The 24,926-nt window shown below is 30.6% G+C and carries 31 protein-coding genes; 12 read left to right on the top strand and 19 right to left on the bottom strand.

The window, feature by feature from the left end; genetic code table 11:
* Positions 1–26 precede the first annotated feature (26 nt).
* The gene (locus ACUUYC_RS04895) at positions 27–1,196 is read left to right on the top strand and encodes a glycosyltransferase family 4 protein (protein WP_474264355.1); all 1,170 of its coding nucleotides are present in this window, start codon (positions 27–29) and stop codon (positions 1,194–1,196) included.
* On the opposite strand, the gene ACUUYC_RS04890 is transcribed toward ACUUYC_RS04895, so the two are convergent.
* Positions 1,193–1,891 carry a hypothetical protein gene (locus ACUUYC_RS04890; protein ID WP_474264354.1) on the bottom strand — a complete coding sequence of 233 codons (699 nt, stop codon included), beginning with the start codon at positions 1,889–1,891 and terminating at the stop codon, positions 1,193–1,195. The genes ACUUYC_RS04895 and ACUUYC_RS04890 overlap by 4 nt on opposite strands.
* A 159-nt stretch (positions 1,892–2,050) precedes the next feature.
* Here ACUUYC_RS04890 and ACUUYC_RS04885 point away from each other — a divergent pair, with 159 nt between their 5' ends.
* The gene (locus tag ACUUYC_RS04885) at positions 2,051–2,806 is read left to right on the top strand and encodes a hypothetical protein (protein ID WP_474264353.1); all 756 of its coding nucleotides are present in this window, start codon (positions 2,051–2,053) and stop codon (positions 2,804–2,806) included.
* Positions 2,807–3,032: 226 nt separating this feature from the next.
* On the opposite strand, the gene ACUUYC_RS04880 is transcribed toward ACUUYC_RS04885, so the two are convergent.
* The 14 genes from ACUUYC_RS04880 to ahcY form a co-directional block, all read right to left on the bottom strand.
* Positions 3,033–3,224, bottom strand: a complete 192-nt coding sequence (locus ACUUYC_RS04880; RefSeq protein WP_474264352.1) for a hypothetical protein — start codon at positions 3,222–3,224, stop codon at positions 3,033–3,035.
* A gap of 351 nt (positions 3,225–3,575) precedes the next feature.
* On the bottom strand, positions 3,576–3,779 hold the full coding sequence (locus tag ACUUYC_RS04875; protein WP_474264351.1) for a hypothetical protein: 204 nt from the start codon (positions 3,777–3,779) through the stop codon (positions 3,576–3,578).
* 73 nt (positions 3,780–3,852) lie between these two features.
* Positions 3,853–5,553, bottom strand: coding sequence for a helix-turn-helix domain-containing protein (locus ACUUYC_RS04870; RefSeq protein ID WP_474264350.1), 1,701 nt, complete (start codon positions 5,551–5,553; stop codon positions 3,853–3,855).
* A gap of 340 nt (positions 5,554–5,893) precedes the next feature.
* Entirely contained in the window at positions 5,894–6,049 is a 156-nt protein-coding gene (locus tag ACUUYC_RS04865) for a hypothetical protein (RefSeq protein WP_474264349.1), read from the bottom strand.
* A 72-nt stretch (positions 6,050–6,121) separates the two neighbouring features.
* A complete protein-coding gene (locus ACUUYC_RS04860; protein ID WP_474264348.1) occupies positions 6,122–6,280 on the bottom strand; it encodes a hypothetical protein in 159 nt (52 codons plus the stop codon).
* Positions 6,281–6,494: 214 nt separating this feature from the next.
* On the bottom strand, positions 6,495–6,695 hold the full coding sequence (locus tag ACUUYC_RS04855; protein WP_474264347.1) for a hypothetical protein: 201 nt from the start codon (positions 6,693–6,695) through the stop codon (positions 6,495–6,497).
* A gap of 37 nt (positions 6,696–6,732) precedes the next feature.
* Positions 6,733–6,891 carry a hypothetical protein gene (locus tag ACUUYC_RS04850; RefSeq protein ID WP_474264346.1) on the bottom strand — a complete coding sequence of 53 codons (159 nt, stop codon included), beginning with the start codon at positions 6,889–6,891 and terminating at the stop codon, positions 6,733–6,735.
* A 25-nt stretch (positions 6,892–6,916) separates the two neighbouring features.
* Positions 6,917–7,075: a hypothetical protein gene (locus tag ACUUYC_RS04845; protein WP_474264345.1), complete on the bottom strand. Its 159-nt coding sequence runs from the start codon at positions 7,073–7,075 to the stop codon at positions 6,917–6,919.
* 107 nt (positions 7,076–7,182) lie between these two features.
* Entirely contained in the window at positions 7,183–7,380 is a 198-nt protein-coding gene (locus tag ACUUYC_RS04840; RefSeq protein ID WP_474264344.1) for a hypothetical protein, read from the bottom strand.
* 78 nt (positions 7,381–7,458) lie between these two features.
* Complete coding sequence (locus ACUUYC_RS04835) at positions 7,459–9,144, bottom strand: helix-turn-helix domain-containing protein (RefSeq protein WP_474264343.1); 1,686 nt, start codon at positions 9,142–9,144, stop codon at positions 7,459–7,461.
* A 142-nt stretch (positions 9,145–9,286) separates the two neighbouring features.
* Positions 9,287–9,493: a hypothetical protein gene (locus ACUUYC_RS04830; protein ID WP_474264342.1), complete on the bottom strand. Its 207-nt coding sequence runs from the start codon at positions 9,491–9,493 to the stop codon at positions 9,287–9,289.
* A gap of 107 nt (positions 9,494–9,600) precedes the next feature.
* On the bottom strand, positions 9,601–9,837 hold the full coding sequence (locus ACUUYC_RS04825; RefSeq protein ID WP_474264341.1) for a hypothetical protein: 237 nt from the start codon (positions 9,835–9,837) through the stop codon (positions 9,601–9,603).
* A gap of 79 nt (positions 9,838–9,916) precedes the next feature.
* On the bottom strand, positions 9,917–11,626 hold the full coding sequence (locus ACUUYC_RS04820) for a helix-turn-helix domain-containing protein (RefSeq protein WP_474264340.1): 1,710 nt from the start codon (positions 11,624–11,626) through the stop codon (positions 9,917–9,919).
* 219 nt (positions 11,627–11,845) lie between these two features.
* Positions 11,846–13,162, bottom strand: a complete 1,317-nt coding sequence (gene ahcY, locus ACUUYC_RS04815) for an adenosylhomocysteinase (RefSeq protein ID WP_474264339.1) — start codon at positions 13,160–13,162, stop codon at positions 11,846–11,848.
* A 136-nt stretch (positions 13,163–13,298) separates the two neighbouring features.
* Between ahcY and ACUUYC_RS04810 the strand changes: the two genes are divergently transcribed.
* The 6 genes from ACUUYC_RS04810 to ACUUYC_RS04785 all read left to right on the top strand — a co-directional run bounded on the left by ACUUYC_RS04810 (position 13,299) and on the right by ACUUYC_RS04785 (position 17,782).
* Positions 13,299–13,937 (top strand): 4'-phosphopantetheinyl transferase family protein, encoded by a 639-nt coding sequence (locus ACUUYC_RS04810; RefSeq protein WP_474264338.1) that lies wholly within the window; start codon positions 13,299–13,301, stop codon positions 13,935–13,937.
* A gap of 16 nt (positions 13,938–13,953) precedes the next feature.
* Positions 13,954–14,673, top strand: coding sequence for a phosphoglycerol geranylgeranyltransferase (locus ACUUYC_RS04805; protein ID WP_474264337.1), 720 nt, complete (start codon positions 13,954–13,956; stop codon positions 14,671–14,673).
* Between the two features lie 104 nt (positions 14,674–14,777).
* Entirely contained in the window at positions 14,778–15,038 is a 261-nt protein-coding gene (locus ACUUYC_RS04800) for a hypothetical protein (protein ID WP_474264336.1), read from the top strand.
* Complete coding sequence (pnuC, locus tag ACUUYC_RS04795; RefSeq protein WP_474264335.1) at positions 15,022–15,726, top strand: nicotinamide riboside transporter PnuC; 705 nt, start codon at positions 15,022–15,024, stop codon at positions 15,724–15,726. The genes ACUUYC_RS04800 and pnuC overlap by 17 nt, the downstream gene beginning before the upstream one ends.
* Complete coding sequence (locus ACUUYC_RS04790) at positions 15,681–16,238, top strand: AAA family ATPase (RefSeq protein WP_474264334.1); 558 nt, start codon at positions 15,681–15,683, stop codon at positions 16,236–16,238. The genes pnuC and ACUUYC_RS04790 overlap by 46 nt, the downstream gene beginning before the upstream one ends.
* Positions 16,235–17,782, top strand: coding sequence for a DUF4301 family protein (locus tag ACUUYC_RS04785; protein ID WP_474264333.1), 1,548 nt, complete (start codon positions 16,235–16,237; stop codon positions 17,780–17,782). The genes ACUUYC_RS04790 and ACUUYC_RS04785 overlap by 4 nt, the downstream gene beginning before the upstream one ends.
* Before the next feature lie 61 nt (positions 17,783–17,843).
* On the opposite strand, the gene ACUUYC_RS04780 is transcribed toward ACUUYC_RS04785, so the two are convergent.
* Positions 17,844–18,041 carry a hypothetical protein gene (locus ACUUYC_RS04780; protein ID WP_474264332.1) on the bottom strand — a complete coding sequence of 66 codons (198 nt, stop codon included), beginning with the start codon at positions 18,039–18,041 and terminating at the stop codon, positions 17,844–17,846.
* Between the two features lie 176 nt (positions 18,042–18,217).
* Positions 18,218–18,460: a hypothetical protein gene (locus ACUUYC_RS04775; RefSeq protein ID WP_474264331.1), complete on the bottom strand. Its 243-nt coding sequence runs from the start codon at positions 18,458–18,460 to the stop codon at positions 18,218–18,220.
* Positions 18,461–18,861: 401 nt separating this feature from the next.
* On the opposite strand from ACUUYC_RS04775, the gene ACUUYC_RS04770 reads away from it, so the two are divergent.
* Together ACUUYC_RS04770 and ACUUYC_RS04765 are read left to right on the top strand one after the other, a co-directional pair.
* Positions 18,862–21,249 (top strand): TonB-dependent receptor, encoded by a 2,388-nt coding sequence (locus ACUUYC_RS04770; protein ID WP_474264330.1) that lies wholly within the window; start codon positions 18,862–18,864, stop codon positions 21,247–21,249.
* 160 nt (positions 21,250–21,409) lie between these two features.
* Positions 21,410–21,643 (top strand): hypothetical protein, encoded by a 234-nt coding sequence (locus ACUUYC_RS04765; RefSeq protein ID WP_474264329.1) that lies wholly within the window; start codon positions 21,410–21,412, stop codon positions 21,641–21,643.
* A gap of 115 nt (positions 21,644–21,758) precedes the next feature.
* Here ACUUYC_RS04765 and ACUUYC_RS04760 read toward each other — a convergent pair whose 3' ends face one another.
* The gene (locus ACUUYC_RS04760) at positions 21,759–22,202 is read right to left on the bottom strand and encodes a Rieske (2Fe-2S) protein (protein WP_474264328.1); all 444 of its coding nucleotides are present in this window, start codon (positions 22,200–22,202) and stop codon (positions 21,759–21,761) included.
* A 294-nt stretch (positions 22,203–22,496) separates the two neighbouring features.
* Here ACUUYC_RS04760 and greA point away from each other — a divergent pair, with 294 nt between their 5' ends.
* Both greA and ACUUYC_RS04750 read left to right on the top strand, forming a co-directional pair.
* A complete protein-coding gene (greA, locus tag ACUUYC_RS04755; protein ID WP_474264327.1) occupies positions 22,497–22,973 on the top strand; it encodes a transcription elongation factor GreA in 477 nt (158 codons plus the stop codon).
* Positions 22,974–23,084: 111 nt separating this feature from the next.
* On the top strand, positions 23,085–23,474 hold the full coding sequence (locus tag ACUUYC_RS04750) for an HIT family protein (RefSeq protein ID WP_474264326.1): 390 nt from the start codon (positions 23,085–23,087) through the stop codon (positions 23,472–23,474).
* Between the two features lie 141 nt (positions 23,475–23,615).
* Here ACUUYC_RS04750 and ACUUYC_RS04745 read toward each other — a convergent pair whose 3' ends face one another.
* Positions 23,616–24,785: a sensor histidine kinase gene (locus tag ACUUYC_RS04745; RefSeq protein ID WP_474264325.1), complete on the bottom strand. Its 1,170-nt coding sequence runs from the start codon at positions 24,783–24,785 to the stop codon at positions 23,616–23,618.
* Positions 24,786–24,926: the final 141 nt, after the last annotated feature.

The raw sequence follows: 24,926 nt of genomic DNA, 5'->3' as shown, positions 1-24,926 counted from the left end.
GATGGATAACTAATTATTATGGCCATATGAAAATTTGCTTACATACACTTTACACAATAAATAAAAATTATATTGGAGGAGTAGAGAGATTTATGGTTAAGTATGCAAAAGAAATGAAAACTCTTGGTCATGATGTTTTTATCGTATGCTCTAGTTTAAATAAAGAAATTAATATTGAAGGAATAAAAGTATTTGGAATAGTTCCTGAAAAGTATATCGATAGTTATAAACTCTATAATTCAAGCTCAAACTTTATTTCAAAAGAGATTTTAAATGATGAATGTTCAATAGAGAAATTACAAGAGCTTTCTAATTATTGCCTTGCTCAAATTGCAAATATAGAGGCAGATATATTTCACTTTAATTCTTTTGTCTCAAATCTATACATTCCTACTAACAAAAAATATTTTGTAACTAATCATGAAAATGAAAAAGAGTATGATAGCAAATGGGGAGATGGTTTTTTTAATTTTATGAGTAATCTGATAAAAAATAAAAAAACGTGTTTACACAAATATGATAATCTTTATGTTCCATCAATTTATTACTCAGAAGTTTTTAGTGAGTTGTTTGATTTACAAGTTAGCAATATTAAATTAGGTATTCATTTAGAAGATTTCCAAATATTAAATAAAAAACACAAAGATGAAGGAGGAAAAATAAAATTATTATTTCCATCAAGATTTAGAATGACTCAAAAAGGACATATAATAGCTTTAAAGGCTTGTAGCATCCTAAAAAAGAAGAATGTCAATTTTGAAATAATCTTCACTGGAGTTAAAGAGCACTACAAGAATGAAGTTAGTTTCTTTTTAGAAAAAGTTAATTCTTATAATTTGATAAAAGAGGTGAAAATAAAAAATTATGTTGATATTAGAGAAGCTTATGAACAATGTGATATAGTAATTTCAGCAGAAAGGTTTTGCTCCTATGGCTTATCAATTTCAGAATCATTATCTCTAGGGATTCCTACTTTTTTAAGTGAAATACCTACTTATCAAGAGATTGCTACAAATTACTCGCATGCATATTTTTTTGAATCTGAAGATTCTAAATCATTAGCTAAAGCTATAATTGAGTTTATTTCTTTCAGAGAAAATAAAAAAAAGAATGAAGAAATGATTAGGTTTAGAGTTAATAATGACTTGAGAGAATGTGCAAAGAAATATAGTAAATCATACTATCTAGCTATTTAATAATCATCCAAAATCATGCTTTTTCTTCTTAGAAAATATTTAATATTTTTAACCCATGTTCTTTTTATAAATTTAAAAACAGGAATTTCTTTTTCATTCAAAAAGATTTCAAAATCAATACTCCTAGGAAACTCATTTGCTGGGCAAACAAATAGTCTTCCTTTGTAATTTTTAAGTCTGCATCTCAATCTTATTTTTCTCCAACCTTTTTCTGAGGGAAATATAAGATACCAATATTTATTTTTATGATGATATTGTATCCTGCATATATTTAAACTTCTTACCATTCCTGGATTTATATTCAATTCATCAGGATTTCCATGATGAGCCCAACATAAAGATGAACATTTCATATCTGTATATTTAGAAGGAGTAGTTAACTGGGACCTTGGATATTCTAAATCAACATTTTCATGCTTGTATCTTGGTAATTGTTCATCGGTTAGTGCTTCATTTTGCTCCATTAAATCCATTTTATTCAAATTGAATATTGTTATGCATCCAATACAATTTTCTGCGCAAGTCCTTCCAGTATTAGCCACAAATATTGACCAGAATGCTCCATCTTCATTTCTTAAAATATTGATATTTCTAAATTTAATCCATACGTTTGGCTTATAAAGAAATCTATTTAGTTCATTACCAAGAAGAGTTCCTATAAAAAGCCCTATAAGAGCTACAATTAAGTCATGCATATGGCCATAATAATTAGTTATCCTTTATTCAAATATAATGAATATTTTACTATCGACTAAATAAAGATAAAACTTACGGTTTCCCGTAAACTATACAGCGAAATACGAATTGTTGTATTAAGACGTTTTAAAAGTATACTTTTTTGAAATCCGAATTTTATGAAATATTTTTTAACCCTTTTATTTTTTTGCACAAGTCTTTCTGTTTTCAGTCAGAAGAAAATTCATGTGTTTGTGGCGTTGTGTGATAATGTGAATCAAGGAATTGTTCCAGTTTCAAAATCATTGGGAAATGGTCAGAATCCACGAACTAATTTATATTGGGGCGCATTATATGGTGTGAAAACACATTTTAAACGTAGTAAGGATTGGGAGTTTATAAAAACGATTCCTTCAAATAATCCAAAAATTTTAGAGCGAATTCTATTTAAACATAAAACATCAAATACATATTTGTTAGCGGATGCATATGATGGGAAATATATCAAACAAACTACGATAGATTTTCTACAAGCGAGTAGCGGTTCATATTCAGAAGAAATTACTGTGAAAGATCAAAAGCTCAATTTTGGAGGTAATTCAGACTTGTTAGCATATGTTGGTCATGATGGTTTAATGGAATTTAATTTAGACATTAAATTGAAACCAAAAAATACAAAGAAGCGTGACGCAATTATGCTTGCATGTATTAGTAAAGATTATTTTAAACCTTATTTGGAAAAAACAGGCGCAAATCCGTTAGTTTGGACAACAGGATTAATGGCGCCAGAAGCATATACCTTAAAATGGGCATTAGATGGCTGGATTTTAAATGAAACTGATGCTGATATTAGAGAACGCGCAGCAAAAGCATATCATAAGTATCAAAAATGTGGTATGCGTGGCGCAAGAAGACTTTTAGTAACAGGATATTAAAGTACCTCCTTTCATAGAAAGAAGCGTTTTTGTTGTAGTAATTACTATTCTAAATTCAATTATTGACAGGCATTGAAATTTGGTAGTGAAAAGTCATAAGTAAGGTACCCAATTAGAAAAAGAGAAGTGTTGCATGCATGATGCAAAAAGGTTTTTAACTACTGAATATTATAGTAAGAATATAAAAAAACTCTTTCCTCAAAAGAGAAAAGAGTTTCCTTGAATGTTACCAAGTTGGAGCCCAAACGTCCCAACATTCCATGCACTCTGTCTTTGGTAATGATAACCAAGCTGGAGCATCAGCAGGTCTTACAGGTTCATTTCCTCCATTGTTAGGAGCAGCACCACCATTTACACTTTCCAAATTAGAAATAACATTTTTCTTTAATGTTAACTTGTTTACGATCTTTTTTTTCATAATATAAAAGTTTTATAATTTATATATCGTCAAGTTCTAATTATATTATTTTGTTACCCAGTTAGTGAAAAAAATAAAAAGCACTTTGCTTATACGAGGCAAAATGCTTTAGTTACTACTAGTATTTATTTTTGTCAGTAGCACGTTCATAATATCATGAGCAATACTACTATGTTTATCAGTTTCCAACTTTTTAATAGGTAACGACAAATACGAGAAAAAATTCATTTTAATTGTTTCATAATCATCGTTTTTTTAATTAATAATTATGCTGGAATTAAAATGAATTTTCTTTTTTACAACAACTTAATCTTTTGGTGGATAGATTGAAGATGCTGTTTTAGGTTACGTCTAATCTTGTCCTCCGGTTACTGATTCATCATTTCTACCACTTCCACTACAACTTTTTACGCCTGCTGTAGACGTAGGAATAAAGTCATCATCTGTTGTGCCTTGTGAAGGAGAGTTACAAGGGTTGGTTGCTCCTCCGTAAATGCTATGAAAGTTGGCAATTTTTGACTTTCTTAACTGCAATACAATTGATTTTTTTTTCATAATAAAATTTTTAATGTTAATGAGTGCAACATAAATGATATTACTAGAATTTCATAATGCAACAACCTTCAGTTTATGAATTAGCGGTTATATTTTTTATAAAATAAGAAGGATAAATTCCTGTATGTTGTTTGAATGCTCTAGAAAATGAACCTTCACTTTTAAAGCCTAATTCTTCAGCAATTCCTTTTATACTGTATGAACGGAAAACCTTATCATTTTTAATGCGTTGCAATGCATAATTGATCCTTAATTCAGTGATATAATTTATAAAAGTTTTTCCTTTATGTTCATTAATTATTTTGGATAAATAACTTGTATTTGTGTTTAATTTTTTAGCCACAAAACTTAAACTAGTTTTTGAATTTAAAAATTCACTCTTATTTTCAAACTTTTCTAAACTTTTTAATAATGTCAAGACTTTATCATTGGAAATCGTATTTGTATTTATTGTTTTTTGTTGATTTACTTTGACTTGTATTTGTTGTGTTTCTAAGGTGTTGATATGCGTTAAAAGTTTTGTGAATTTTTTCTTGTTAGCACGTTTGTTTTTAATAAATAGACCTATGAAAATAATCAAAGAAACAAATAAAAAGCTTCCTGCTATTTTTAAAATATTATTACTTTTTTGTTCTTCATATGTAACATCTTGAAGCCTTTTAATTTCCTCTTTAAAATTTGCGATTTCATATTTATCTTTTATCTTTTTAGAAACAATCATTTTAACATGATCATTTTTTTCATATGAAGAAGAGCCTAATTCAAAGTTTTCGAGTGCCTTATCTTGTTGGTTGGTTTTATCATAACATTTGGCAAGTAATGTGAAAATTTCTAAAATTTCAAAATGCTGATAGCCTTTATTAGTATGTAATACTTTTGCTTTTTCTAATACAGTTATAGCTTCATTATACTTATTTTGTTCAAATAAAATTTTCCCTTTTAATCGATAAATAATAAATAAATTCCCTTTTTTTCTTAAATGAGATACTATAATGCTATCCGCTGTATGAAATGAATTCAACGCTTTTTCATATTGTTTTTGATAATATTCAATTTTTCCTTTATACATATAATGATAGCTTAAAGCATCTATGTCATTATTTTGTTCCGCCAATTCTTTTGCTTTATTATTATAAAAAGCAGCTTTTTCAGGATCAAGTTCTATGTGTGTTGCTGTGAGAGATATTAAAGTATTTAAGTGAAAAAATTTATTATATAGTGAAGAATTAGATTCTAATTGGTTCAAATTATGTAAGAAAATAGGAATCGCTTCCTCTACATTACCTATTTCTTCTTTTATAATAGCAATATTATGATTAGATCGCATTTGTTGAAGCGTATCATTAGTCTGCTTAGCAATAGAATCAACTTTTAAATGATACGAGATGGAATTATCATAATCACCAATATTGCGATAAATATTTCCTTTTGCTTTATAAGCATATAATAATTTTTCCTTTTCTTTAAATTTTTTACAATAGGAAATACAAGTATCTATATACTTTAGCGCTAACGTATAATTTTCATTGTAATTTTCTAGATACCCTAAAAGGATATAAGATTGTGCTATTTCAGAACGATTTTTATCTAAAATAGCTTTTTTAAAGTAACTGTCGGCGTATGTTTTTGCAAGGATAGAATTCTTATTTCGTTCAGAATAATAGTTTTTTCTTAATTGTTTATATGTCAGTTGTAGTAAAGAGTCTTGTTGTGCATATGTAAAAGAAATACATAGAAATATAGTACAGCTTAAAAAACGTTTGAAGATATTCATTGCGCAAAGTTTTATTTTTTAGAGGAAAATATCGCTTGATATAAACAAGTAATATGAATTACTAATTGTTACCCGAATATAACAAAAAAAGAAAGCGAATTACTACAGAACGAATTCTTCGGTCAATAAATTGCACAAAAAAAGGTCTTAAATTGTATATGCTATTGTTATTAAAGCAGAACCTTTCACAAGTAGCAAAAATCATCGTTTCACACGAACGCACGACCAATTTTAAAAAGTAGTTGGATATATAAACTAAAAATTCAGTCATGATTATAAAAAACTTACAATCATGACTGAACAGAAATTCACTATTACTTACGTTAAAAAAAGTAATAGTTTATCTTGGATCTTCTATTGGTGCACAGACCACATAACAAGAGCGACCATGGCAAGTATACGGAAGACCACTAGCACCACCTTTTACTTCATTTATATTAAAATTGGAAATTAAAACTTTGCTAATATTTAACGATTTAAGATTCTTTTTTTTCATAATTATATAGTTCTTAGGTTTAATTAATTATTTGAAATGATCATGCAAAACAGTAGTAGTAAAAGAAAAGTTCTATACACCAGAAGGACGTTCACATAGGTTTTGGCATGTAACATAATACTTCCTTGTAAGCTCACAAGTTTTTCCAGAAACGCCACCTATGATTGTGCTAGTTTCTAGACTAGAAATGCTTTTTTTGTTTAAGTTAAGTTTCATTTTTGTTTTCTTCATAATTGTTAATTTTTAGGTTATTTAATGACATGAAGTTAGAATGAATCTTAAGTAGAAACAATGAAAGTAGCGTTCGTTTTATAAAATAGCTGCGTGATTTTTTATAAACGTACAACCAGTTTTAAGAACTGGTTAGCTATATAAGTTAAAAAGCCATTACCAAAACTATAAAATTTTGATAATGGCTTTTAATTGAAATTAAAGAGTCATATTCCTAATGATCACATACAAAAACAGTATTGCCAGAAGGGCAATCTCCCCAAGTGTGCGGAACAGGGCATAGTGTATAGCATGTTTTGTAATATTTATTTGTGAAATCACAAGTCCTTCCAGAAACACCACCGATGATCTCGTTAGTTTCTAAATTAGAAATACTTTTTTTGTTTAAGCTAAGTTTGATTTTTGATTTTTTCATGATCGTAATAGTTAATTTAAGATTTATTTTAAGGAGTTTAACAACAATGAGAATATGGAAGACTCATCCATTCTTTTTCTTTACTTGGCGGATAGCTTCCGTGCTGAGAACCCAATCCTCCATTTATCCAAGCAGTGTTAAACCTTGAAATTGATCTCTTGCTTAACGATAAATTTTTTACATTTCTTTTTTTCATAATAGTAAAGTTTAATTTAGATTAATTAACATCCAACATTTGACCAAGCTTTGTCAGCACTTGCTGCCCAACAATTACAATCAGTATGAGGTAAAGAAATCCACCCTAAACCGCCTTTTGCTTTATCTAAATTAGAAACTACTGTTTTTTTTAATTTCACTTTTGTTACATTCTTTTTTTTCATAATCGTAGAGTTTTTAAAATTAATTAATGACATGAAATTAGAATGGAATTTTGGTCAAAACAATTTATGTAAGATTCATTTTATAAAAAAGAGGTGTAATTATTTCACTATCCAAGATCTGCTTGTGCATCATTAGCTTTTAAGCTGTCAGGGCGCGTGGTTACTGTATGTAAACAAAGTGGAGGTTTAGAACAACAGCTTGTAGCTTCACTTACATTTGGACCAGCTCCGCCAGTAATCACAAGATTTGCGATGTTGACTTTTCGGAGTTTTAAAGAAATTGAAGTAAATTCTTGTTTTTTCATAATAAAAATGAGTTTATGTAAAATTGAACTTAAAGATAGATATTGCCTAGGCTTGAAGGAAAAAAGCTCGCATTCATTTTATAAAATAGATGCTAGATTTTTGATAAAAAAGGAAGGGTAAATTCCTGTTTGCTTTTTAAACGCTCTTGAAAATGCACCTTCGCTCTTAAAGCCTAATTCCTTTGCAATTGCTTTCACACTATAAGATCGTAATACTTTATCGTTGTTTAATTGATTTAAAGCATGATTAATTCTCAATTTTGTGATGTAATTTTTAAAAGTAACGCCTTTGTGAGTATTTATTATTTCTGATAAATAAGAAGTATTTGTATTCAATTTTTTTGCAACAGTGACTAATGTGGTATTTTGATGTAGAAATGAATTAGAGTGTTCAAATTTTTCGAGTCCAATAAGGATTTTAGTAATCTTTTCATCTGAAATTTGAAACTTATTTGCTGATTCAGATGCTGTGTTTTTTGTAGAATCAATAGCGAGTTGTTTCACCAATTGATCAAATTTTATTTTATTAAGACGTTGTTGCTTTCTATACACAAAAAGTAAAACTGCAAATGCTGTAAATAAACCGATGCATATAATGACTAACGAAGTGTTTTGATTCTCTTTTTGTTTCGATTTCACTTTTAATGAAGAAATTTTACCTTCAAGTGTTTTTTTATCATATTCTTTTAAAATAGTATATCTAATCACTTTTTGAATGGTATCCGTATATGAAAACTCATGTGCCAGGCGATAGTTTTTTAATGCTTTTTCAGTATCACCAATTTGTTCGTAACTATTTGCTAACAACGAAAGTACTTCTCTATATTCAAAATCATCAAATGCAACTTCTTTTTGCAAGGACTTTATCGCTTCAAACGCAGTAATAGCTTCTGGAAATTGTTCTGTTTCGTAATATACTTTCCCGCGAAAGCGATATACAGGATATAAGCTTCTTTTCGTGCCTAACAAAGAAATTAAGCTATCAGCTTTGTGTAAAACAACTAAGGCGTTATCATATTTCTTTCTCTTATAATCAACAATTCCTTGTAATGAAAAATAATAACTCAGTGCATCTGTATCATTCTGTTCAATACTGATTTTTTTCAGTTCAGGTAAGCAATCCGCAGCTTTATTTATATCAAAATATGTATAGGCAGAACACAAACCAATTAGCATATTTAAATATAATGTGTAGTAGTTTTTTTCTTCTATTATAGGCTTAATAAGTTCTTTGTTTTTTAGAAATAAAATTGCTGCGCCTTCATGATCATCCATGATATTTTTGATACTACCAATACTATGATTTGAATAAATTTGATAACGAATATTTTGTGTTTTTCTCGCTAAAGAATCTAATTTTAAGAAGTATGTAGTTGCATCTGTATATTTTCCGAAGGTGTAATATGTTTTTCCTTTTTGACTTAATGCTTTTATGAGTAATGTGTCATTTTTTTGTTTATTAGCATAGAGGATACAACGATTAATATACTTCAGTGAAGTATCCATATCGCCAAAATAATTTTCGGAAGAAGCTTTCAATAGTAAAGCGAAGTGTTCTTCGAGTGTATTTTGTTCTTTTTTTGCTTTCGCGAATAACGCTTCTGCATAATCTTTTGCCAATTTAGGATTTGTATATTCTAAATTTTTATACTGATTTTTAAGTGTATCGTACGGTTTTTGAATCAATGAATAAGATTCTTGCGCAGTGATGCTTCCAAAAAAACTGCTAATAAAAAGTAAACAAATATAACAACGCAAGTTCATGAGATAACAAATATTAGAAATAAGAAAGCTCTATATGATAGTTACTTAATAAAACTACTGTTACCCAAGATAAGAAAAAATAAAACCCTTTATCATTTGATAAAGGGTTTTGATGCTTTTGCTAAAGCATTGCATTTAATGACTAATTTCCTTTAGGATCTTGACAGGTTTCCGTATGTATACAAAAGAAGTCTGTATATTGACATTCGTTTATAGAGCACCTGTTTGGAAATGAAACACACGTTCTTTGTAACGTATCTACACGTCCTCCAACCATTTTAGCGCTATCTAGATTAGATACCTTCGATTTGTTAAATTTCAATTTTGTGTTGAATTCTTTTTTTTTCATAATTGTGAAGATTTTAAATGTGTTAATAATGAGTTGAAAGTAATATGGATTTTTCCGTTACACAATGTTTACAATCTTCGGTTTAAGAATTATACACAGCTATATGTCTAACAATCAATTAGCGATTGTGTCTGTGATATTGAGTTCGCTTCTGAAGTGCTAATTGTCGTAGGACAGCACTTTGTTTCGCAGGTATAACACGTTGTATCAGGTACGGCTGTATTAGCGCATGAGTCTATTAAACGTGAATGATGGAGTACAGGATCATACTTTCCACCATTAACAATATTTAGGTTTGCAATTTTTACTCTTTTTAATTCAAGTGTGAATGATTTCTTGTTCATAAAATAGATATTTTTTAATATTAATTTTATGTAACATTATACTATATATTTTGCACTTTATAATTGTAGTGTGTTCAATTTAAGAATCAGACGCTATATTCTTTATAAAATAAGATGGGTAAATTCCGGTCTGTTTTTTGAAAGCTCTTGCAAATGGCCCTTGGCTTTTAAAACCTGATTCTTCGGCGATTCCTTTGATACTATATGACCTAAAAACTTTATCGTTTTTAATACGTTGCAACGCATAATTAACTCGTAAATATGTGATGTAATTTATAAAAGTTTGTTGCTTATAATCATTAACTGTATTAGATAAATATTTAGTATTGGTATTTAATTTTTTTGCTACAGTTACTAAGCTTGTTTTTGGATTTAGGAATTCTTTTTTAGCTTCAAACTTCTCTAAAGCTTTTAATATTCGTAACGTATTGGCATCAGGTATTTTTTGTGTGATACTTTTTTTAATAGCAACGGTTGTATTATTCTCTTTGCTTTTGTCTTCAAGCTTTTCAATATGTCTTAACAAATTAGAAAGCTTAACTTTATTTCTTTTTTTTAATCGATAATATCTAATAATCAACACTATTAAACCTATAAATAATATAGCTCCAATATAGGTTAATATTGTACTATATAGTTGTTGTTTTTTTGATGCTGAAGTAAGAATTTTGATTTGAGATTTAAAATTCTCAATGTCGTATTTTTCTTTAAGTAAAGTATAAATGTTTGTTTTGGTGAGGTCATTTTTTTTACTCAATTCACGTGCTAACTTATAATTTTCTTCTGCCTGATCTAAAAGGTTTACTTTTTTATAACTATCCACTAAAAGCCAGTGTAAATCAAGTAACTCTAAATGGCGAAACTTTTTTTGATCCTTAATATCTTTTGCCTTTTTGGCGGTAGTGATTGCTTTTTCAAATTCTTGTAACTCATAATAACATTTGGCTTGATATCGATATACGGTAAATAGATTTCTTTCATACGCCAATGCTTTAAATATATCTTCTGAAGTATTAAAAAATTGCAATGCTTGTGTATAAATTTTCTGTTTAAATGCTATTTTGCCTTTAAACATAAAGTGATATCCTAACGCAATTTTATTATCATTTTCGTCTGCTATTTCTTTAATTTTATTGGTATATACGATTCCTTTTTCTAAATCAAAATTAACATACGCAGCAGCCAAAGCAATTATTGTATTTGTGTAACGTATATTATCATTGTTTTTAGGGGAATTTGAAATGACCTCTAAATTTTCTAAAAAAATTTTAACGGCATCTTCATGATTCCCAAGCTCATTTTTCATGAGCCCAATTACTTGTTTTGAATCAATCAGAAGATTTATATCGTTGGATTCTTTTGCAATAGTATTGAGTCTAATGTTGATTTTAATAACTTGGTCGTAGTTACCTAAATTCCTATAAATACTAGCTTGTTCATTTAAAGCATGTTTCTCTAGAAATTCTTTTTTTTCTGCTGTGGCATACTGTAGTACTATGGCTATATTTTTTAATGCAATTTCATAGTTACCCAATATATTATCAATATTACTTATATATAAGAGTCCGATGTTTTTTTGTCTATCATTTTGCTCAGTAATTCCTTTCTCTAGGCAGGCAGTAGCATACAATTTTGCTTTTTTTGGATTCTTGTAGCGTAGTGAAAGAAAGGTTTTACCTAAATCTTTATAAGAAAGTTTTTGTAACGAATCTTGTTGACCATACCCACAACAACAATATAGAAAGATGAATAAATAACAGGGAAATGCCATATAGCTGCGAAAACTCATAAAGTAGTAGAATTGAAAGTGTAAATAAACAAGATGCTGTCACCTGTTTTTTTGTTACCCAAACATACCAAAAACAACTTACACTATTACGATTTCTATCTTCAAAAATTATAACGAATAAGTATCAAATCATAAATAATATATATTCGAGATACATTAAAAAACAAAAAAATCCCGAACATTGCTGCTCGGGATTTTAAATATATAGAATCTAATTTCTTAGTATCTGTAGTATTCTGGCTTGAAAGGTCCTTGAACCGTTACACCAATGTACTCAGCCTGATCTTGAGAAAGTTCTTCTAACTCAACTCCAATTTTTGCTAAGTGTAAACGTGCTACTTTTTCATCTAATTGTTTTGGTAACATGTATACGTCATTTTCGTACTTATCAATGTTGTTCCAAAGCTCAATTTGTGCTAATGTTTGGTTTGTAAATGAATTACTCATTACAAAACTTGGATGACCAGTTGCACAACCTAAGTTTACTAAACGTCCTTCAGCTAGTAAAAGAATGTCTTTACCGTCAATAGTATACTTATCAACTTGTGGCTTAATTTCAACCTTAGAAGCACCATGTTTCTCGTTTAACCAAGTAACATCAATTTCGTTATCAAAGTGTCCAATGTTACAAACGATCGTTTTATCTTTCATTGCTTCAAAATGCTTTCCAACAACGATATCTTTGTTTCCTGTAGTAGTAATAACTACATCAGCATTTCCAACAACATTTTCTAATTTCTTTACTTCAAAACCGTCCATTGCAGCTTGTAAAGCACAAATAGGATCAATTTCAGTAACAGTTACAATACTTCCAGCACCTTTAAAAGAAGCAGCAGTTCCTTTTCCAACATCTCCGTATCCACAAACAACAACACGCTTTCCAGCAAGCATTACATCTGTAGCTCTTCTAATTGCATCAACAGCACTTTCTCTACATCCGTATTTGTTATCAAACTTAGATTTAGTAACAGAATCGTTAATGTTAATTGCTGGCATTGGTAATGTACCATTCTTTACTCTTTCGTATAATCTATGAACTCCAGTAGTAGTTTCTTCAGACAATCCGTTGATTCCTTCAACTAGTTCAGGATATTGGTCTAAAACCATATTTGTTAAATCACCACCATCATCTAAAATCATGTTTAATGGCTTACGATCTTCTCCGAAAAATAAAGTTTGCTCAATACACCACTCAAATTCTTCTTCATTCATTCCTTTCCATGCATACACTGGAATTCCAGCGTCAGCAATAGCAGCAGCAGCTTGATCCTGTGTTGAGAAAATATTACAAGAACTCCAAGTAACGTCTGCTCCAAGTGCTTTTAAAGTTTCGATTAAAACTGCAGTTTGAATAGTCATGTGTAAACATCCAGCAATTCGTGCACCTTTTAATGGCTGCTCGTCTTTATATTCTTCACGAAGACTCATTAATCCTGGCATCTCTGCTTCGGCTAATTCAATCTCTTTTCTTCCCCATGATGCTAAAGAAATATCTTTAACTTTATACGCTACGTAAGGAACTGATTTTGTACTCATACTTTTTCTTTTTTTATAATTTGAATAAATATGGGCTGTGACCCAAAATATTTTTAAATTCGCTTTGTAACTTTACAATGCTTTCTCAGCGTTGAAAGTTTGCGAGTGCAAAGGTACTAAATAACTTTTTAATATAATGGCTCTTTACAAAACTATAACAGTAAATAAACATACTAAAGTGCTGATTTGGAAGATAGAAGAATCTTTTGAAGTGCTAAATAAAGCTGTTAAATTAACAAATCATTGTCAACAACGACTAGACGGAATGCGTTCTGAAATTCATCAACGTGGATTTCTAAGTGTACGCCATTTGTTGGCTGAGTTAGGGTATACTGATTTTGATTTGTATTATGATTCAACTGGAAAGCCACATTTAAAAGATGGAAAACACATTTCTATCACACATTCCTATAACTTTTCGGGGATTATTATAAGTGATTCCATTCCTGTGGGAATAGACATAGAAAAACAACGTGATAAAATTTTACGTATCGCACATAAATTTACACCGTTACAAGAATATAAAACGATCGCTAATCATGAAGCGCTAGTGCGTAAAGTAACAATTGTTTGGGGCGGAAAAGAATCAATTTATAAAGTATATGCACAAGAAGGATTAAGCTTTCTAAAACATATTGACATTGACGATTTTTCTATGGATGCTTCCAAAACGAAAGGAAATGTGTATTATGGAAAAGAAACCGCAACCTATTCACTAGATTTTTTAGAGTTTGAAGGGTTTACCTGTGTATATGCATTAGAAGAAAATCGTTAATATAAAGCTATTGAAAATGATGTATAACGATATGCTTCAAGCTAAAAAGGACAAAGAAAAACGTATTGCAGTTTTAATTGATCCAGATAAAATTGAACTCACACACATTCCTGAATTTTTCAAAAAAGTACACAAATCAATCATTACGCATGTATTTATTGGTGGAAGTACAGATGAAGAAAAAAAGATGGGAATGGTAACAAAAACCATCAAGCAACATACAAAATTACCTGTGTTGATTTTCCCTGGAAGTCATGAGCAAATCACGGAAGCAGCAGACGGAATACTATTCTTATCATTACTTTCTGGCAGAAATCCTGAATACTTAATTGAACAGCAAATACAATCAGTTTCAAAGCTAATAGACGCTGATTTAGAAATCATTCCAACAGGATATATTTTAATTGATGGCGATGTAGAAACAGCGGTACAACGTGTGAGTAAAACAAAACCAATATCACAAGAAGAAAAAACCTTAATTTTGCATACAGCATTGGCTGGAGAATTCTCTGGAAAGAAACTCATCTATTTAGAAGCTGGAAGTGGCGCTAAAAAAATGGTCAAGCCAGAAATAATAAAAAAAGTATCCGACCAATTAAAAATTCCATTAATCGTCGGCGGTGGAATTCGATCAAAAAAACAATTAAATGCAGCTTTTGAAGCTGGTGCAGATTTAGTAGTAATAGGAACAGCTTTTGAAGAAAATGAAGCTTTTCTATTAGAATTGAGAAGTTAGAAATGAGTATTGAGATTATAATTTGTAATTCAAAAACGTCATTTCGAATAAACAAAAAGCAAATAACCTAACACCTAAAGCCCAAAAGCTAAGACCTAAAAAAAATGAACATATCAGTAGAACTCACCTTAACTCCATTGCAGGATGATTTTGAAGCACCAATAATCAACTTCATCAAAAAACTCAGAACTTCTGAATATACGGTTTTAGAAAATCCATTAAGTACACAAATTTATGGTGACTATGACGGAATCATGAAACTACTAACTTCTGAAGTAAAAACTGCATTTGAAAAAGAAGACAACATTCTATTAACGATGAAAATTGTAAAATCAGACCGAAGTAACTATGAGCCAACTTTTTGATTTTTTACTAGAACCATACAAAGAAGCTATTTGGTTAGATATATTTTTAGAATTTGCTGCCGCTGCATTTGGAATTGCAAGTGTTTGGTTTGCTAAAAAGGAGAAAATTTGGGTATATCCAACAGGAATCGTAAGCACAATTATCTATATATACTTATGTTACAAATTCATATTATATGGTGACATGATTATTAATGTTTACTATTCTATTATGAGCATATATGGTTGGTATTTATGGACGCGTGTTCGAGAAAACACAAAACTCGAAATTTCACGAACAAACTTTTGGGACAAACTAAAAACGATCGGAATTTTCATATTTACAGCAGTTTTTACCTATGTAGTATATGTGCATTTTGATGTCATTGACAAGCATTTAGATGTGCAAGAAACGATAGATTTAGTCTTCTCAAGTTTTGGTTCTTTAGCAGAAATAAAAACAATTACACCATATCTTGATACGTTTACAACAGGTGTTTTCTTTGCAGGAATGTGGTTAATGGCAAAGAAAAAAATCGAAAATTGGCTATTTTGGATTTTCGGAAACATCATTTCAGTTCCGTTATATTTTGTAAAAGGACTCGGATTTACGGCAATACAATTCACAATTTTCTTATTTTTAGCTATCTCTGGATACATCGCATGGAGAAAAACCTTAAAAAACAAAACAATAGAAGCCGCAAAATAGTTGTTTTTGGACCTGAATCTACAGGGAAAACTACACTTGCAAAGCAACTTTCAGCACATTACAATGCCGCGTATGTGCCTGAATATGCACGTATCTACGCGGAAGAGAAACAACAAAAAGGAGAAGAGTTAACATCAGCTGATGTAATACCTATTGCCAAAGGACAACTACGTTTAGAATGTAAAGCTTCTGGGGATTCAATGTTAATTTGTGATACAGACGTACTAGAAACATTAACCTATGCACGTATATATTATCCTAAATTTGAAAGTGAAACACTTAAAAAATATGTAACAAAAAACACAGCAACTTTATATTTTTTAACTTATATTGATGTGCCTTGGAAAGCGGATGGAATTCGAGATTTGCCAAATGAACGTGAACGCGCATTTTTAGAATTTGAAGCTACCTTAAAAACCTATAACCAACCATATATATTGCTCAACGGAAACCCTACAGAACGATTTCAAAAAGCCGTAGTTGCAATAGATAAACTCCTAGAAAGCCATTGAAATTCTCAGACAAGCAAAGCAAACAAATTGAAGCGAAAGGATTAACGCAAGCACAGGTAAAAGAACAAATAGGTAAGTTTGATGAAAAAATACCGTATGCAGATATTACGGAGCATGCTAGTATTGATCGTGGAATTGCCAAATTTGATCAAGCTGCAGAAACAAAGTACATTGAACTATATGAGCAAGAGCATAGAAAATTAGAAATACTCAAATTTACACCTGCTTCTGGAGCTGCAACACGAATGTTTAAATTTCTATACAAGTTTTTGGATACATACGACCCCAAAAAAGACTCTATCAATTCGTATATCAACAAAGAAAGAGAACCAGAAATTCGATTATTTTTTATAGGATCAGAAAAATTGCCTTTTTACGATGATGTCTTAAAATTCATGAATAAAAGTGAAATAGATCGTATTAAAAATGAGGATGCTTTTAACTATGAATTCGCTCAAGCACTATTGGCTACAAAAGGCTTAAATTATGGGAATTATCCAAAAGGATTATTGCCTTTTCACAAATACAAAAACCATTTATCTACACCTTTTCAAGAACACTTATATGAAGCTGCAAGCTATGCATGTCAAAATGGAAAATCAAAACTTCATTTTACAATATCAAAGCAGCACTACAATAAATTTGTCAAGGAAGAACAAGAAATTGTACCACAAATAGAAGAAAAAACGGGTTGTGAATTTGAAATCTCATACTCGTATCAATCTGAAAAGACAGACACCATTGCAGTTGACCTCAAAAACAGACCAATTTTAGATGCCAATGGTGAATTAGTATTTAGACCTGGTGGGCATGGAGCTTTAATAGAAAATCTAAACGCAATTGATGCAGATTTAATCTTCATTAAAAATATTGACAATGTTGTTGTAAATACATATGTAGATGAGATTTCACGCAACAAAAAAATCTTAGGAGGCAAACTAATTGAACTACAACAAAAAGCATTCAAATTTACCAAAATGCTTCACAATGGTGTTTCTGATGATGAACTCACCACAACATTACACTTTCTTTTTGAAGAACTAAATGTTCAAATCAGTGAAGAATTTGAAAAATATTCGCGAAAATATCAAATCGAATACCTCATTGAAAAACTAAATAGACCTATTCGTGTATGCGGAATGGTAAAAAATGAAGGAGAACCTGGTGGTGGACCATTTTGGGTAAAACATGAAAATGGCTCAGTTTCATTGCAAATTGTTGAATCTGCTCAGATTGACAAAAAAAACGAGTACCATCAAAGTATCTTAAAAAAATCAACGCATTTTAATCCTGTAGATATCGTTTGTGGAATAAAAGATTATCAAGGAAATAAATATGATTTAACCCAATTTATTGATAAAAAATCATACTTCATTGCAGCAAAATCTAAAAGTGGTAAAAAAATAAAAGCCTTAGAATTGCCAGGCTTGTGGAATGGTGCTATGGCATTTTGGAATTCTGTTTTTGTGGAAGTTCCTTTGGTAACGTTCAATCCTGTAAAAACGATTAATAACTTACTAAAGCCTACACATCAGGTAAAATAATTAAAAATATCGAGAACAATCAAGATTAATAATTATTCTCGATACTATTACAATCTAACTTTTAAAAAGTACATGGACTTCCATCAGGGTTTTGCCCGTTTCCTATAGTATGCGTGCAACGAGGTTGATCGGTAATTGCACATATAGGTTGTGTTAAGCAAAAAGTAGTTGCGCCTCCAATAATAGCATTTTCATTTCCAACCTTAGAAATTTTTGACGTTTTTAAAGACAATTTTCTGTCTAGACTTTGTTTTTTCATAATAAATAATTTTGATGTTAAAGTGTAAATGAACTACACATTAGCGACTTATAAAAGAAAAGCAACCCGTGATTCGATAATCACAGGGGAAGATTTTGCAATATTTTACAAGCAAAACTTGTATTAAAATCTTTTAATATTGAATTGTTTTTAATACAAGTTTCAAAAAGTTACATTTAAAATTTACAAGGAGTTCCATCTGGGTTTTGTCCATTCCCAATAGTATGTGTACAGTACAAAGCTTCTGTTAATTTAATAGGCTCTGTAGCAGATTGACATGTATTTACATCAGAAATAATACATGGATTCTCGGTGAATCTTACAGCGACCATTCCTCCAGAAATTGTATTCATGATGGATAAATTAGAAATCTTTCTAGCTTTTAAACGAAGTCTTTTTTGAAATTTTTGTTTTTTCATAATTAAAAGTATTTTTGGTTATGTACTAAAAATACTAAATTTTGAAACGTTTTTACGTTAAAAAAAGATCTTAGTTGTTGATTTCTATAGCTTTACGCAAGACTTTTGTTAGAATAAAAACATATGGATAAATAATTCTACAAAAACGATGTGCAATTGAAAAAACTAAATTATTTTTGCAGCATCTCAAAGGGGTGCAATTTGAATTATATTCAAAACGCTGAGATTATACCCAATGAACCTGGGCAGGTAATGCTGCCAAGGGAGGAACTAAAATTTAAAAATATGTATGTATTTCTAAAGTTTAGTATGCCGACAGTCATAGTCTGTCAAATTTTAATCATTTTATTTTAATCAAAGAATAATTACCCCTTTTATTCGTCACTAAATTTATAGTACGAATGAAAAACTTATTCGCTTTTTTATGCCTTCTTGTACTCTCAGTCAGTATACAGGCACAGAATGTTACACTATCAGGAACCATCTCAGATGAAACAGGTAAACCAGTACCTGGCGCAACTGTATTGGTAAAAGGAACAACCAACGGAACAATTTCTGATATTGAAGGAAAGTATGCTTTCAGACTTTCCAACGGAACATACACTATTGTAGTACGTATGCTTTCGCAACCTATTGAAAAAACAGTTACAATTACAAAAGACACTGTTTTGAACTTTACACTTGGTGAAGACAATGAAGCATTAGATGCTGTATTAATTTCAGCAGTTCGTGTAAATGCCGATTCTCCAATTACGTATTCTAACTTGGAAAAAGAAGAAATTTCAAAACGAAATCTTGGTCAGGACATTCCAGTGTTAATGAATTTTATGCCTTCTGTGGTAACAACTACTGACGCAGGAGCTGGTGTTGGATACACAGGAATTCGTGTGCGTGGTAGTGATGCAACGCGTGTAAATGTTACGATTAACGGAATTCCATTTAATGATGCAGAAAGTCAAGGGACATTTTGGGTAAACTTACCCGATATGGCTTCATCTACAGAAAGTATTCAATTGCAACGTGGAGTAGGAACCTCTACAAATGGTTCGGGAGCTTTTGGAGCAAGTTTAAGTCTACTTACAGATGCAACTTCTGAAAAAGCAAACGGAGAAATTTCAAATACATTTGGAAGCTTTAATACAAGAAAACATACCGTAAAATTTAGCACAGGAAAACTAAATGACAACTTTGAGTTAGCAGGACGTTTATCTAAAATTAAATCTGACGGATACATTGATCGTGCAAGTTCAGACTTGAGTTCGTACTTTTTACAAGCTTCATTTGTAGATGAAAATACTTTAATAAAAGCATTGGCTTTTGGCGGACATGAAATTACATACCAAGCTTGGAACGGAATTGATGAAACTACCTTACGTGAAAACAGAACATTCAATCCTTCAGGACAATTTACAGACGAAAACGGAAATGTGCGTTTTCATGACAATGAAGTAGACAACTACAGACAAGATCATTATCAATTTCATTGGAATCAAAAATTGTCTGAAACTTGGACTACGAATTTAGGCTTGAACTATACACAAGGAAGAGGATTCTTTGAACAATATAAAGAAGATGAACCATTTGCAGAATATGGTTTTGAAGAAATTGTAATCAATGGAACAACGATTAACGAAACGGATTTGATTCGCAGACGCTGGTTAGACAATGATTTTTATGTAGTGAATGCAAATGCGAACTACAAAAAAGGAAACTTGGATATGGATTTTGGAGCATTCTTAGGAATCTATGATGGTGATCATTTTGGAGAAGTAATTTGGGCACGTTTTGCAAGCGATAGCGAAATTAGAGAGCGTTATTATGATGGAACAGGAAAGAAAAACGAACTAAGTTTCTTTACAAAAGCAACCATTCGCGTTAATGAAAAAGTAAGTTTATTCGGAGATTTACAATTACGAACAGTAAGCTATAAAACATCTGGAATCAACTCAGATTTAGCTGCGTTTAACATTGATGAAAATTTTACATTCTTCAATCCTAAAGCTGGAATTAACTACAGAATTAACCCAAATAACAGTTTGTATTTCTCGTATGCAAGAGCAAACAGAGAGCCAAACCGAAGCGATTTTGAAAATAACAATGCTGTAAAACCAGAACAATTAGATGATTTTGAATTAGGTTGGCGTTGGAAAGGTGAAAAATTCACGGTAAACACAAACGCGTATTACATGTTGTATAACGATCAATTGGTACTTACAGGAGCGTTAGACGATACAGGAACACCATTACGTACCAATAGTGGAAAAAGTTACCGTTTAGGATTAGAAATTGATGCTTCTATCAAGTTGAGCGATCAATTAACGGTAAGACCTAACGTAGCTATTAGCGCAAATAAAAACAAAGACTTTGTAACTTCTAAAGATGGAAGTTTAGTGAACTTAGGAAACACAAACATTTCTTTTTCACCAGATTTTGTTGCAGGAAATGTGTTAACATATGCGCCATCTAATACTTTTCAGGTATCATTATTGTCTAAATATGTAGGCGAACAATACATGGGGAACATAGATTCAGATGTTTCAAAATTAGATAGTTATTTCATTAATGATATAAACTTGACATATGAAATTAAGATGAATACGATTTTTGAATCGATTACTTTTTCAGGATTGATCAACAATATATTTGGAGTAGAATATGTCTCAAACGGATACTTCTTTACATTTGATGATACTTGGTCAAATCCAGGAACGACGACAACTATTGAAGGCGCAGGATTTTATCCACAAGCCACTAGAAACTTCTTAGTAGGAATGACACTAAAATTCTAGTAAAAACAATATATCATATAATTAGAAAAGCGACTTGAAAGAGTCGCTTTTTTTATTTAAAAAATAATACAAGAAATTCATAAATCTCGAGCACTGTTTATTGGATGAAGGTTGAGAATCTTTTAGTTTTAAGATTATTAACTATCAAAAATTTAAAAAAATGAAAAAAAAGAAACTTAAAAATTTACAACTGAATAAAGTAGATATCTCTAAGATGAATGATCTAAATTCAGTAAAAGGAGGAACAGGTGGCGGAACAGAAACTACAGTGCCAATTACAATAGCAAGTTATTTAGTTTGTTCATATCTTGGTTTGTGTACACCAGCACCAGCACCAGAGCCAGGAGATCCTGATAATACAAGAGGTTGTCCTTCTTGGAATGTAGCATGTTAAAAAAACAAAAAGCGATTCATTTCTGAATCGCTTTTTTAGTTTATATACTATTGAATGTTATTGAAATTCAAGAATCAGTATCTATATATTCACTACTAAAATCCCATAACGATGTTTAATTATTAGAAACTGTCAATACATCACCTGATTTTGAAATACGATAATTAATCATAGGATAATTTTCGCTTCCTTCAACAGGATTCAATAGTTGGCCATTTGCCAAACTATATTCGTAATCTTCACAAGCACACGTTGCTAAAACTCCATTAATTGTCATACGTGAGCAATTATTTGGAATATGATTTGGACAACTTGCTTCCCAAGCTAAAAACTGATCTCCAGACAAGTTAAACACAAAAAAACCACGAACACCGCCGCCATTTGCAATAAATGTAGAACCACCTGCAAAACGTAAATTATCAAACGAAGGTAATCCTAAATCAATCTGAAATTGAACCAATGCATTTGGTATATAAGGGTTATTGTTAATTCCGCCATCATCTGAGTTACATGAAAATAAAAGGATAGCTGTACAGCATAAAATCAAAAAACGTTTCATCAATCTATTTAAATTATATTTCTAATTCATTCATTATATATGTTGTAAAAAATACAAAAGCTTACATACATACTATTTATTTTAATACAATGCTAAGCAGGCGTAATGTTTACATCTTGCAAGTTACATAAAATCATTTTTTAAAAATCACATTCGCAAGCACTTTAAATATTTTCTTATATTTGTATTTACAAAATCCCGTGTTCGATGGGATTTTTTGTGTTCTATATTATAAGGATGTCTATTTATATTATGAATTTAATGATATATCAATAGATAGAAAACGAAGAAATTATGAGTAAAGTATCTTATTATACCGCAGAAGGATTAAAAAAATTAAGAGACGAGCTAGATCATTTAAAAAATGTTGAAAGACTCAAAGCCTCTCAAGATATTGCAGAAGCACGTGATAAAGGAGATTTAAGTGAAAATGCAGAATACGATGCAGCCAAAGAAGCACAAGGATTATTAGAGATGAGAATTTCTAAAATGGAAACTGTACTATCTACTGCAAGAATTATTGATGAAAGTCAGTTAGATACTTCTAAAGTATTAGTACTGTCTACGGTACGAATGAAAAATACAACTAATGGAATGGAAGTTGCCTATACGTTAGTTGCAGAAAGTGAAGCAGACTTAGCCTCAGGGAAAATCTCGGTAACATCTCCAATTGGGAAAGGATTACTTGGAAAATCTGTTGGTGAAATTGCTGAGGTAAAAGTGCCAAACGGAACAATGAAGTTTGAAGTATTAGAAATCACACGTAGCTAATCGCAAATCAAAATACAATCATAAAAAATCCTTCTTTACATGTTAAAAAAGGATTTTTTTGCATTTATACAAAGAACTTCTTTATCTTAGAAGAATACAAAATTACTGCTCATGCCTTCGATCTTCACTAAAATAGTAAACGGAGAAATCCCATCTTACAAAATCACAGAAGATGAAAACTATTATGCGTTTTTAGATATCAATCCAAATACTGTTGGACATACATTGTGTATTCCAAAACAGGAAGTTGACAAAATATTTGATCTGTCGGAAGAAACATATATGGGTTTAATGCGTTTTTCACGAAAAGTGGCTATTGCCATAGAAAAAGCAATTCCATGTCAGCGTGTTGGTTTAACGGTTATTGGACTAGAGGTACCACATACACATGTTCACTTAATTCCATTGCAAAACATGCAGAGTATGAACTTTGGGAATAATCAAAAACTAACTCCTGAAGAATTTCAAGAAGTTGTAGCTAAAATTCAAGCAGCATTATAATTTAGGTTTAGAAGTTTAAAAGGTTAATTTTCGTTTCAACACTTCTCGATACAAAATTCTTTCAGAATTTAACTCGAAGTGACGTTTCGAAATTATGATAAAATCTACTTTTTAAAACCCAAAACCCAAGAGTGATCGAATCTAATCAACTGTTTTCAACGAAATTTGCATTGTAGTTCCTTTGCCAAGTTCAGATTTTAACACTTTTACTTTTCCGTTGTGATAGTTCTCAACAATACGTTTTGCAAGTGATAAGCCCAATCCCCAACCACGTTTTTTACTTGTGAATCCTGGCTGAAAAACCTTTTTGAAGTTTCGCTTTGGAATTCCTTTTCCATTATCGGTAATTTGAATCTTTACAAAAGTATCTGCAGAAATAATTTCCAGCTTCAAAGCACCTTTTCCTTTCATGGCATCAATAGCATTCTTTACCATATTTTCAATGGTCCAACTATACAATTGATCGTTAATTTCGCTATAAATTGGCGTTTCAGGAGCTTCAAAAGTAAAGTTGACTAATTTGGAAGATCGTGTCAATAAGTAATCATATGAATCTTTGGTTTCTTGTACAATATCGAGTCGTTTTAAGGTTGGAATAGAACCAATTTTAGAAAAACGCTCTGTAATTGTTTGCAAACGATCAATATCTTTTTCAATCTCCAAAATATATTCAGGATCTACATTTTCAGTCTTTAAAATTTCTGTCCAACCAACAAGTGAAGACAAAGGTGTTCCAATCTGATGCGCGGTTTCTTTTGCCATTCCTGCCCACAATTTATTCTGTTCGGACGCTTTAGAAGCACTAAAAAAGAAATAAGCAACTGCGGCAAATAAAACAATAATTAATAATAACGCAAGCGGATAATATTTGAGCTTGTTTAAAGCTTCCGAATCTCCATAATATAAGGTTCCTAGTTCAACACGACGATTTAACTGTTCATCAAAATAGGAAATATTTATAGGTACATTTTCTTTGGCGAATTGTTTTATCTTTCTTTTCAGATAAAGAGAATCTTTTACTTTTTCTTCATCCATATTTTGCGCATCCATAATTCCTTTTACGGTTACAGATATTCTAGGGTTTGAAACGTTACTACTTATAATTTTTAATGATAAATTACTTAGATTGTCTTGTAAAGAATTTTGAGTGATTTCCGAAACTGCTTCTGCAAAAATCTCCATTTTTGCGCGTTCCTCTTGTTTAAACTCTTGAAAGAAAATATAGGTATTCCATAATATACCTAAAACAATAATAAAAGAAGCTAAAATTAAGATTCTTCGAATTAAGATTGGTTTATTTTTAAAAATCATACAAATACTTTGAAAACACTAATATAAACGAAAACTAGCAGTTTTATTGTGTAATTTAAAAGATGAGGTAATAATGTAGAAAAGCTAGTCTAAAATGAAAGTAAATAAAATACCTTTTCAGTCATTCCGAACTATGTGTTG

The organism is Kordia sp. E (assembly GCF_056033805.1).
The sequence above is the reverse complement of the archived record's forward strand: the minus strand, read 5'-3'. Positions and strand labels throughout refer to the sequence as shown.

Excerpts from the sequence above, each read along its gene's own strand:
- ACUUYC_RS04790 (WP_474264334.1), top strand. The coding sequence starts at position 15,681 with ATGGAGAAAAACCTTAAAAAACAAAACAATAGAAGCCGCAAAATAGTT.
- ACUUYC_RS04890 (WP_474264354.1), bottom strand. The coding sequence starts at position 1,891 with ATGCATGACTTAATTGTAGCTCTTATAGGGCTTTTTATAGGAACTCTT.
- pnuC (WP_474264335.1), top strand. The coding sequence starts at position 15,022 with ATGAGCCAACTTTTTGATTTTTTACTAGAACCATACAAAGAAGCTATT.
- ACUUYC_RS04855 (WP_474264347.1), bottom strand. The coding sequence starts at position 6,695 with ATGAAAAAATCAAAAATCAAACTTAGCTTAAACAAAAAAAGTATTTCT.
- ACUUYC_RS04825 (WP_474264341.1), bottom strand. The coding sequence starts at position 9,837 with ATGAACAAGAAATCATTCACACTTGAATTAAAAAGAGTAAAAATTGCA.
- ACUUYC_RS04875 (WP_474264351.1), bottom strand. The coding sequence starts at position 3,779 with ATGAAAAAAAAATCAATTGTATTGCAGTTAAGAAAGTCAAAAATTGCC.
- ACUUYC_RS04860 (WP_474264348.1), bottom strand. The coding sequence starts at position 6,280 with ATGAAGAAAACAAAAATGAAACTTAACTTAAACAAAAAAAGCATTTCT.
- ACUUYC_RS04770 (WP_474264330.1), top strand. The coding sequence starts at position 18,862 with ATGAAAAACTTATTCGCTTTTTTATGCCTTCTTGTACTCTCAGTCAGT.
- ACUUYC_RS04745 (WP_474264325.1), bottom strand. The coding sequence starts at position 24,785 with ATGATTTTTAAAAATAAACCAATCTTAATTCGAAGAATCTTAATTTTA.
- ACUUYC_RS04820 (WP_474264340.1), bottom strand. The coding sequence starts at position 11,626 with ATGAGTTTTCGCAGCTATATGGCATTTCCCTGTTATTTATTCATCTTT.
- ACUUYC_RS04810 (WP_474264338.1), top strand. The coding sequence starts at position 13,299 with ATGGCTCTTTACAAAACTATAACAGTAAATAAACATACTAAAGTGCTG.
- ACUUYC_RS04865 (WP_474264349.1), bottom strand. The coding sequence starts at position 6,049 with ATGAAAAAAAAGAATCTTAAATCGTTAAATATTAGCAAAGTTTTAATT.
- ACUUYC_RS04830 (WP_474264342.1), bottom strand. The coding sequence starts at position 9,493 with ATGAAAAAAAAAGAATTCAACACAAAATTGAAATTTAACAAATCGAAG.
- greA (WP_474264327.1), top strand. The coding sequence starts at position 22,497 with ATGAGTAAAGTATCTTATTATACCGCAGAAGGATTAAAAAAATTAAGA.
- ACUUYC_RS04805 (WP_474264337.1), top strand. The coding sequence starts at position 13,954 with ATGATGTATAACGATATGCTTCAAGCTAAAAAGGACAAAGAAAAACGT.
- ACUUYC_RS04775 (WP_474264331.1), bottom strand. The coding sequence starts at position 18,460 with ATGAAAAAACAAAAATTTCAAAAAAGACTTCGTTTAAAAGCTAGAAAG.
- ACUUYC_RS04800 (WP_474264336.1), top strand. The coding sequence starts at position 14,778 with ATGAACATATCAGTAGAACTCACCTTAACTCCATTGCAGGATGATTTT.
- ACUUYC_RS04845 (WP_474264345.1), bottom strand. The coding sequence starts at position 7,075 with ATGAAAAAAAAGAATGTAACAAAAGTGAAATTAAAAAAAACAGTAGTT.
- ACUUYC_RS04870 (WP_474264350.1), bottom strand. The coding sequence starts at position 5,553 with ATGAATATCTTCAAACGTTTTTTAAGCTGTACTATATTTCTATGTATT.
- ACUUYC_RS04765 (WP_474264329.1), top strand. The coding sequence starts at position 21,410 with ATGAAAAAAAAGAAACTTAAAAATTTACAACTGAATAAAGTAGATATC.
- ACUUYC_RS04895 (WP_474264355.1), top strand. The coding sequence starts at position 27 with ATGAAAATTTGCTTACATACACTTTACACAATAAATAAAAATTATATT.
- ACUUYC_RS04835 (WP_474264343.1), bottom strand. The coding sequence starts at position 9,144 with ATGAACTTGCGTTGTTATATTTGTTTACTTTTTATTAGCAGTTTTTTT.
- ACUUYC_RS04780 (WP_474264332.1), bottom strand. The coding sequence starts at position 18,041 with ATGAAAAAACAAAGTCTAGACAGAAAATTGTCTTTAAAAACGTCAAAA.
- ACUUYC_RS04840 (WP_474264344.1), bottom strand. The coding sequence starts at position 7,380 with ATGAAAAAACAAGAATTTACTTCAATTTCTTTAAAACTCCGAAAAGTC.
- ACUUYC_RS04750 (WP_474264326.1), top strand. The coding sequence starts at position 23,085 with ATGCCTTCGATCTTCACTAAAATAGTAAACGGAGAAATCCCATCTTAC.
- ACUUYC_RS04885 (WP_474264353.1), top strand. The coding sequence starts at position 2,051 with ATGAAATATTTTTTAACCCTTTTATTTTTTTGCACAAGTCTTTCTGTT.
- ACUUYC_RS04850 (WP_474264346.1), bottom strand. The coding sequence starts at position 6,891 with ATGAAAAAAAGAAATGTAAAAAATTTATCGTTAAGCAAGAGATCAATT.
- ACUUYC_RS04760 (WP_474264328.1), bottom strand. The coding sequence starts at position 22,202 with ATGAAACGTTTTTTGATTTTATGCTGTACAGCTATCCTTTTATTTTCA.
- ACUUYC_RS04880 (WP_474264352.1), bottom strand. The coding sequence starts at position 3,224 with ATGAAAAAAAAGATCGTAAACAAGTTAACATTAAAGAAAAATGTTATT.
- ahcY (WP_474264339.1), bottom strand. The coding sequence starts at position 13,162 with ATGAGTACAAAATCAGTTCCTTACGTAGCGTATAAAGTTAAAGATATT.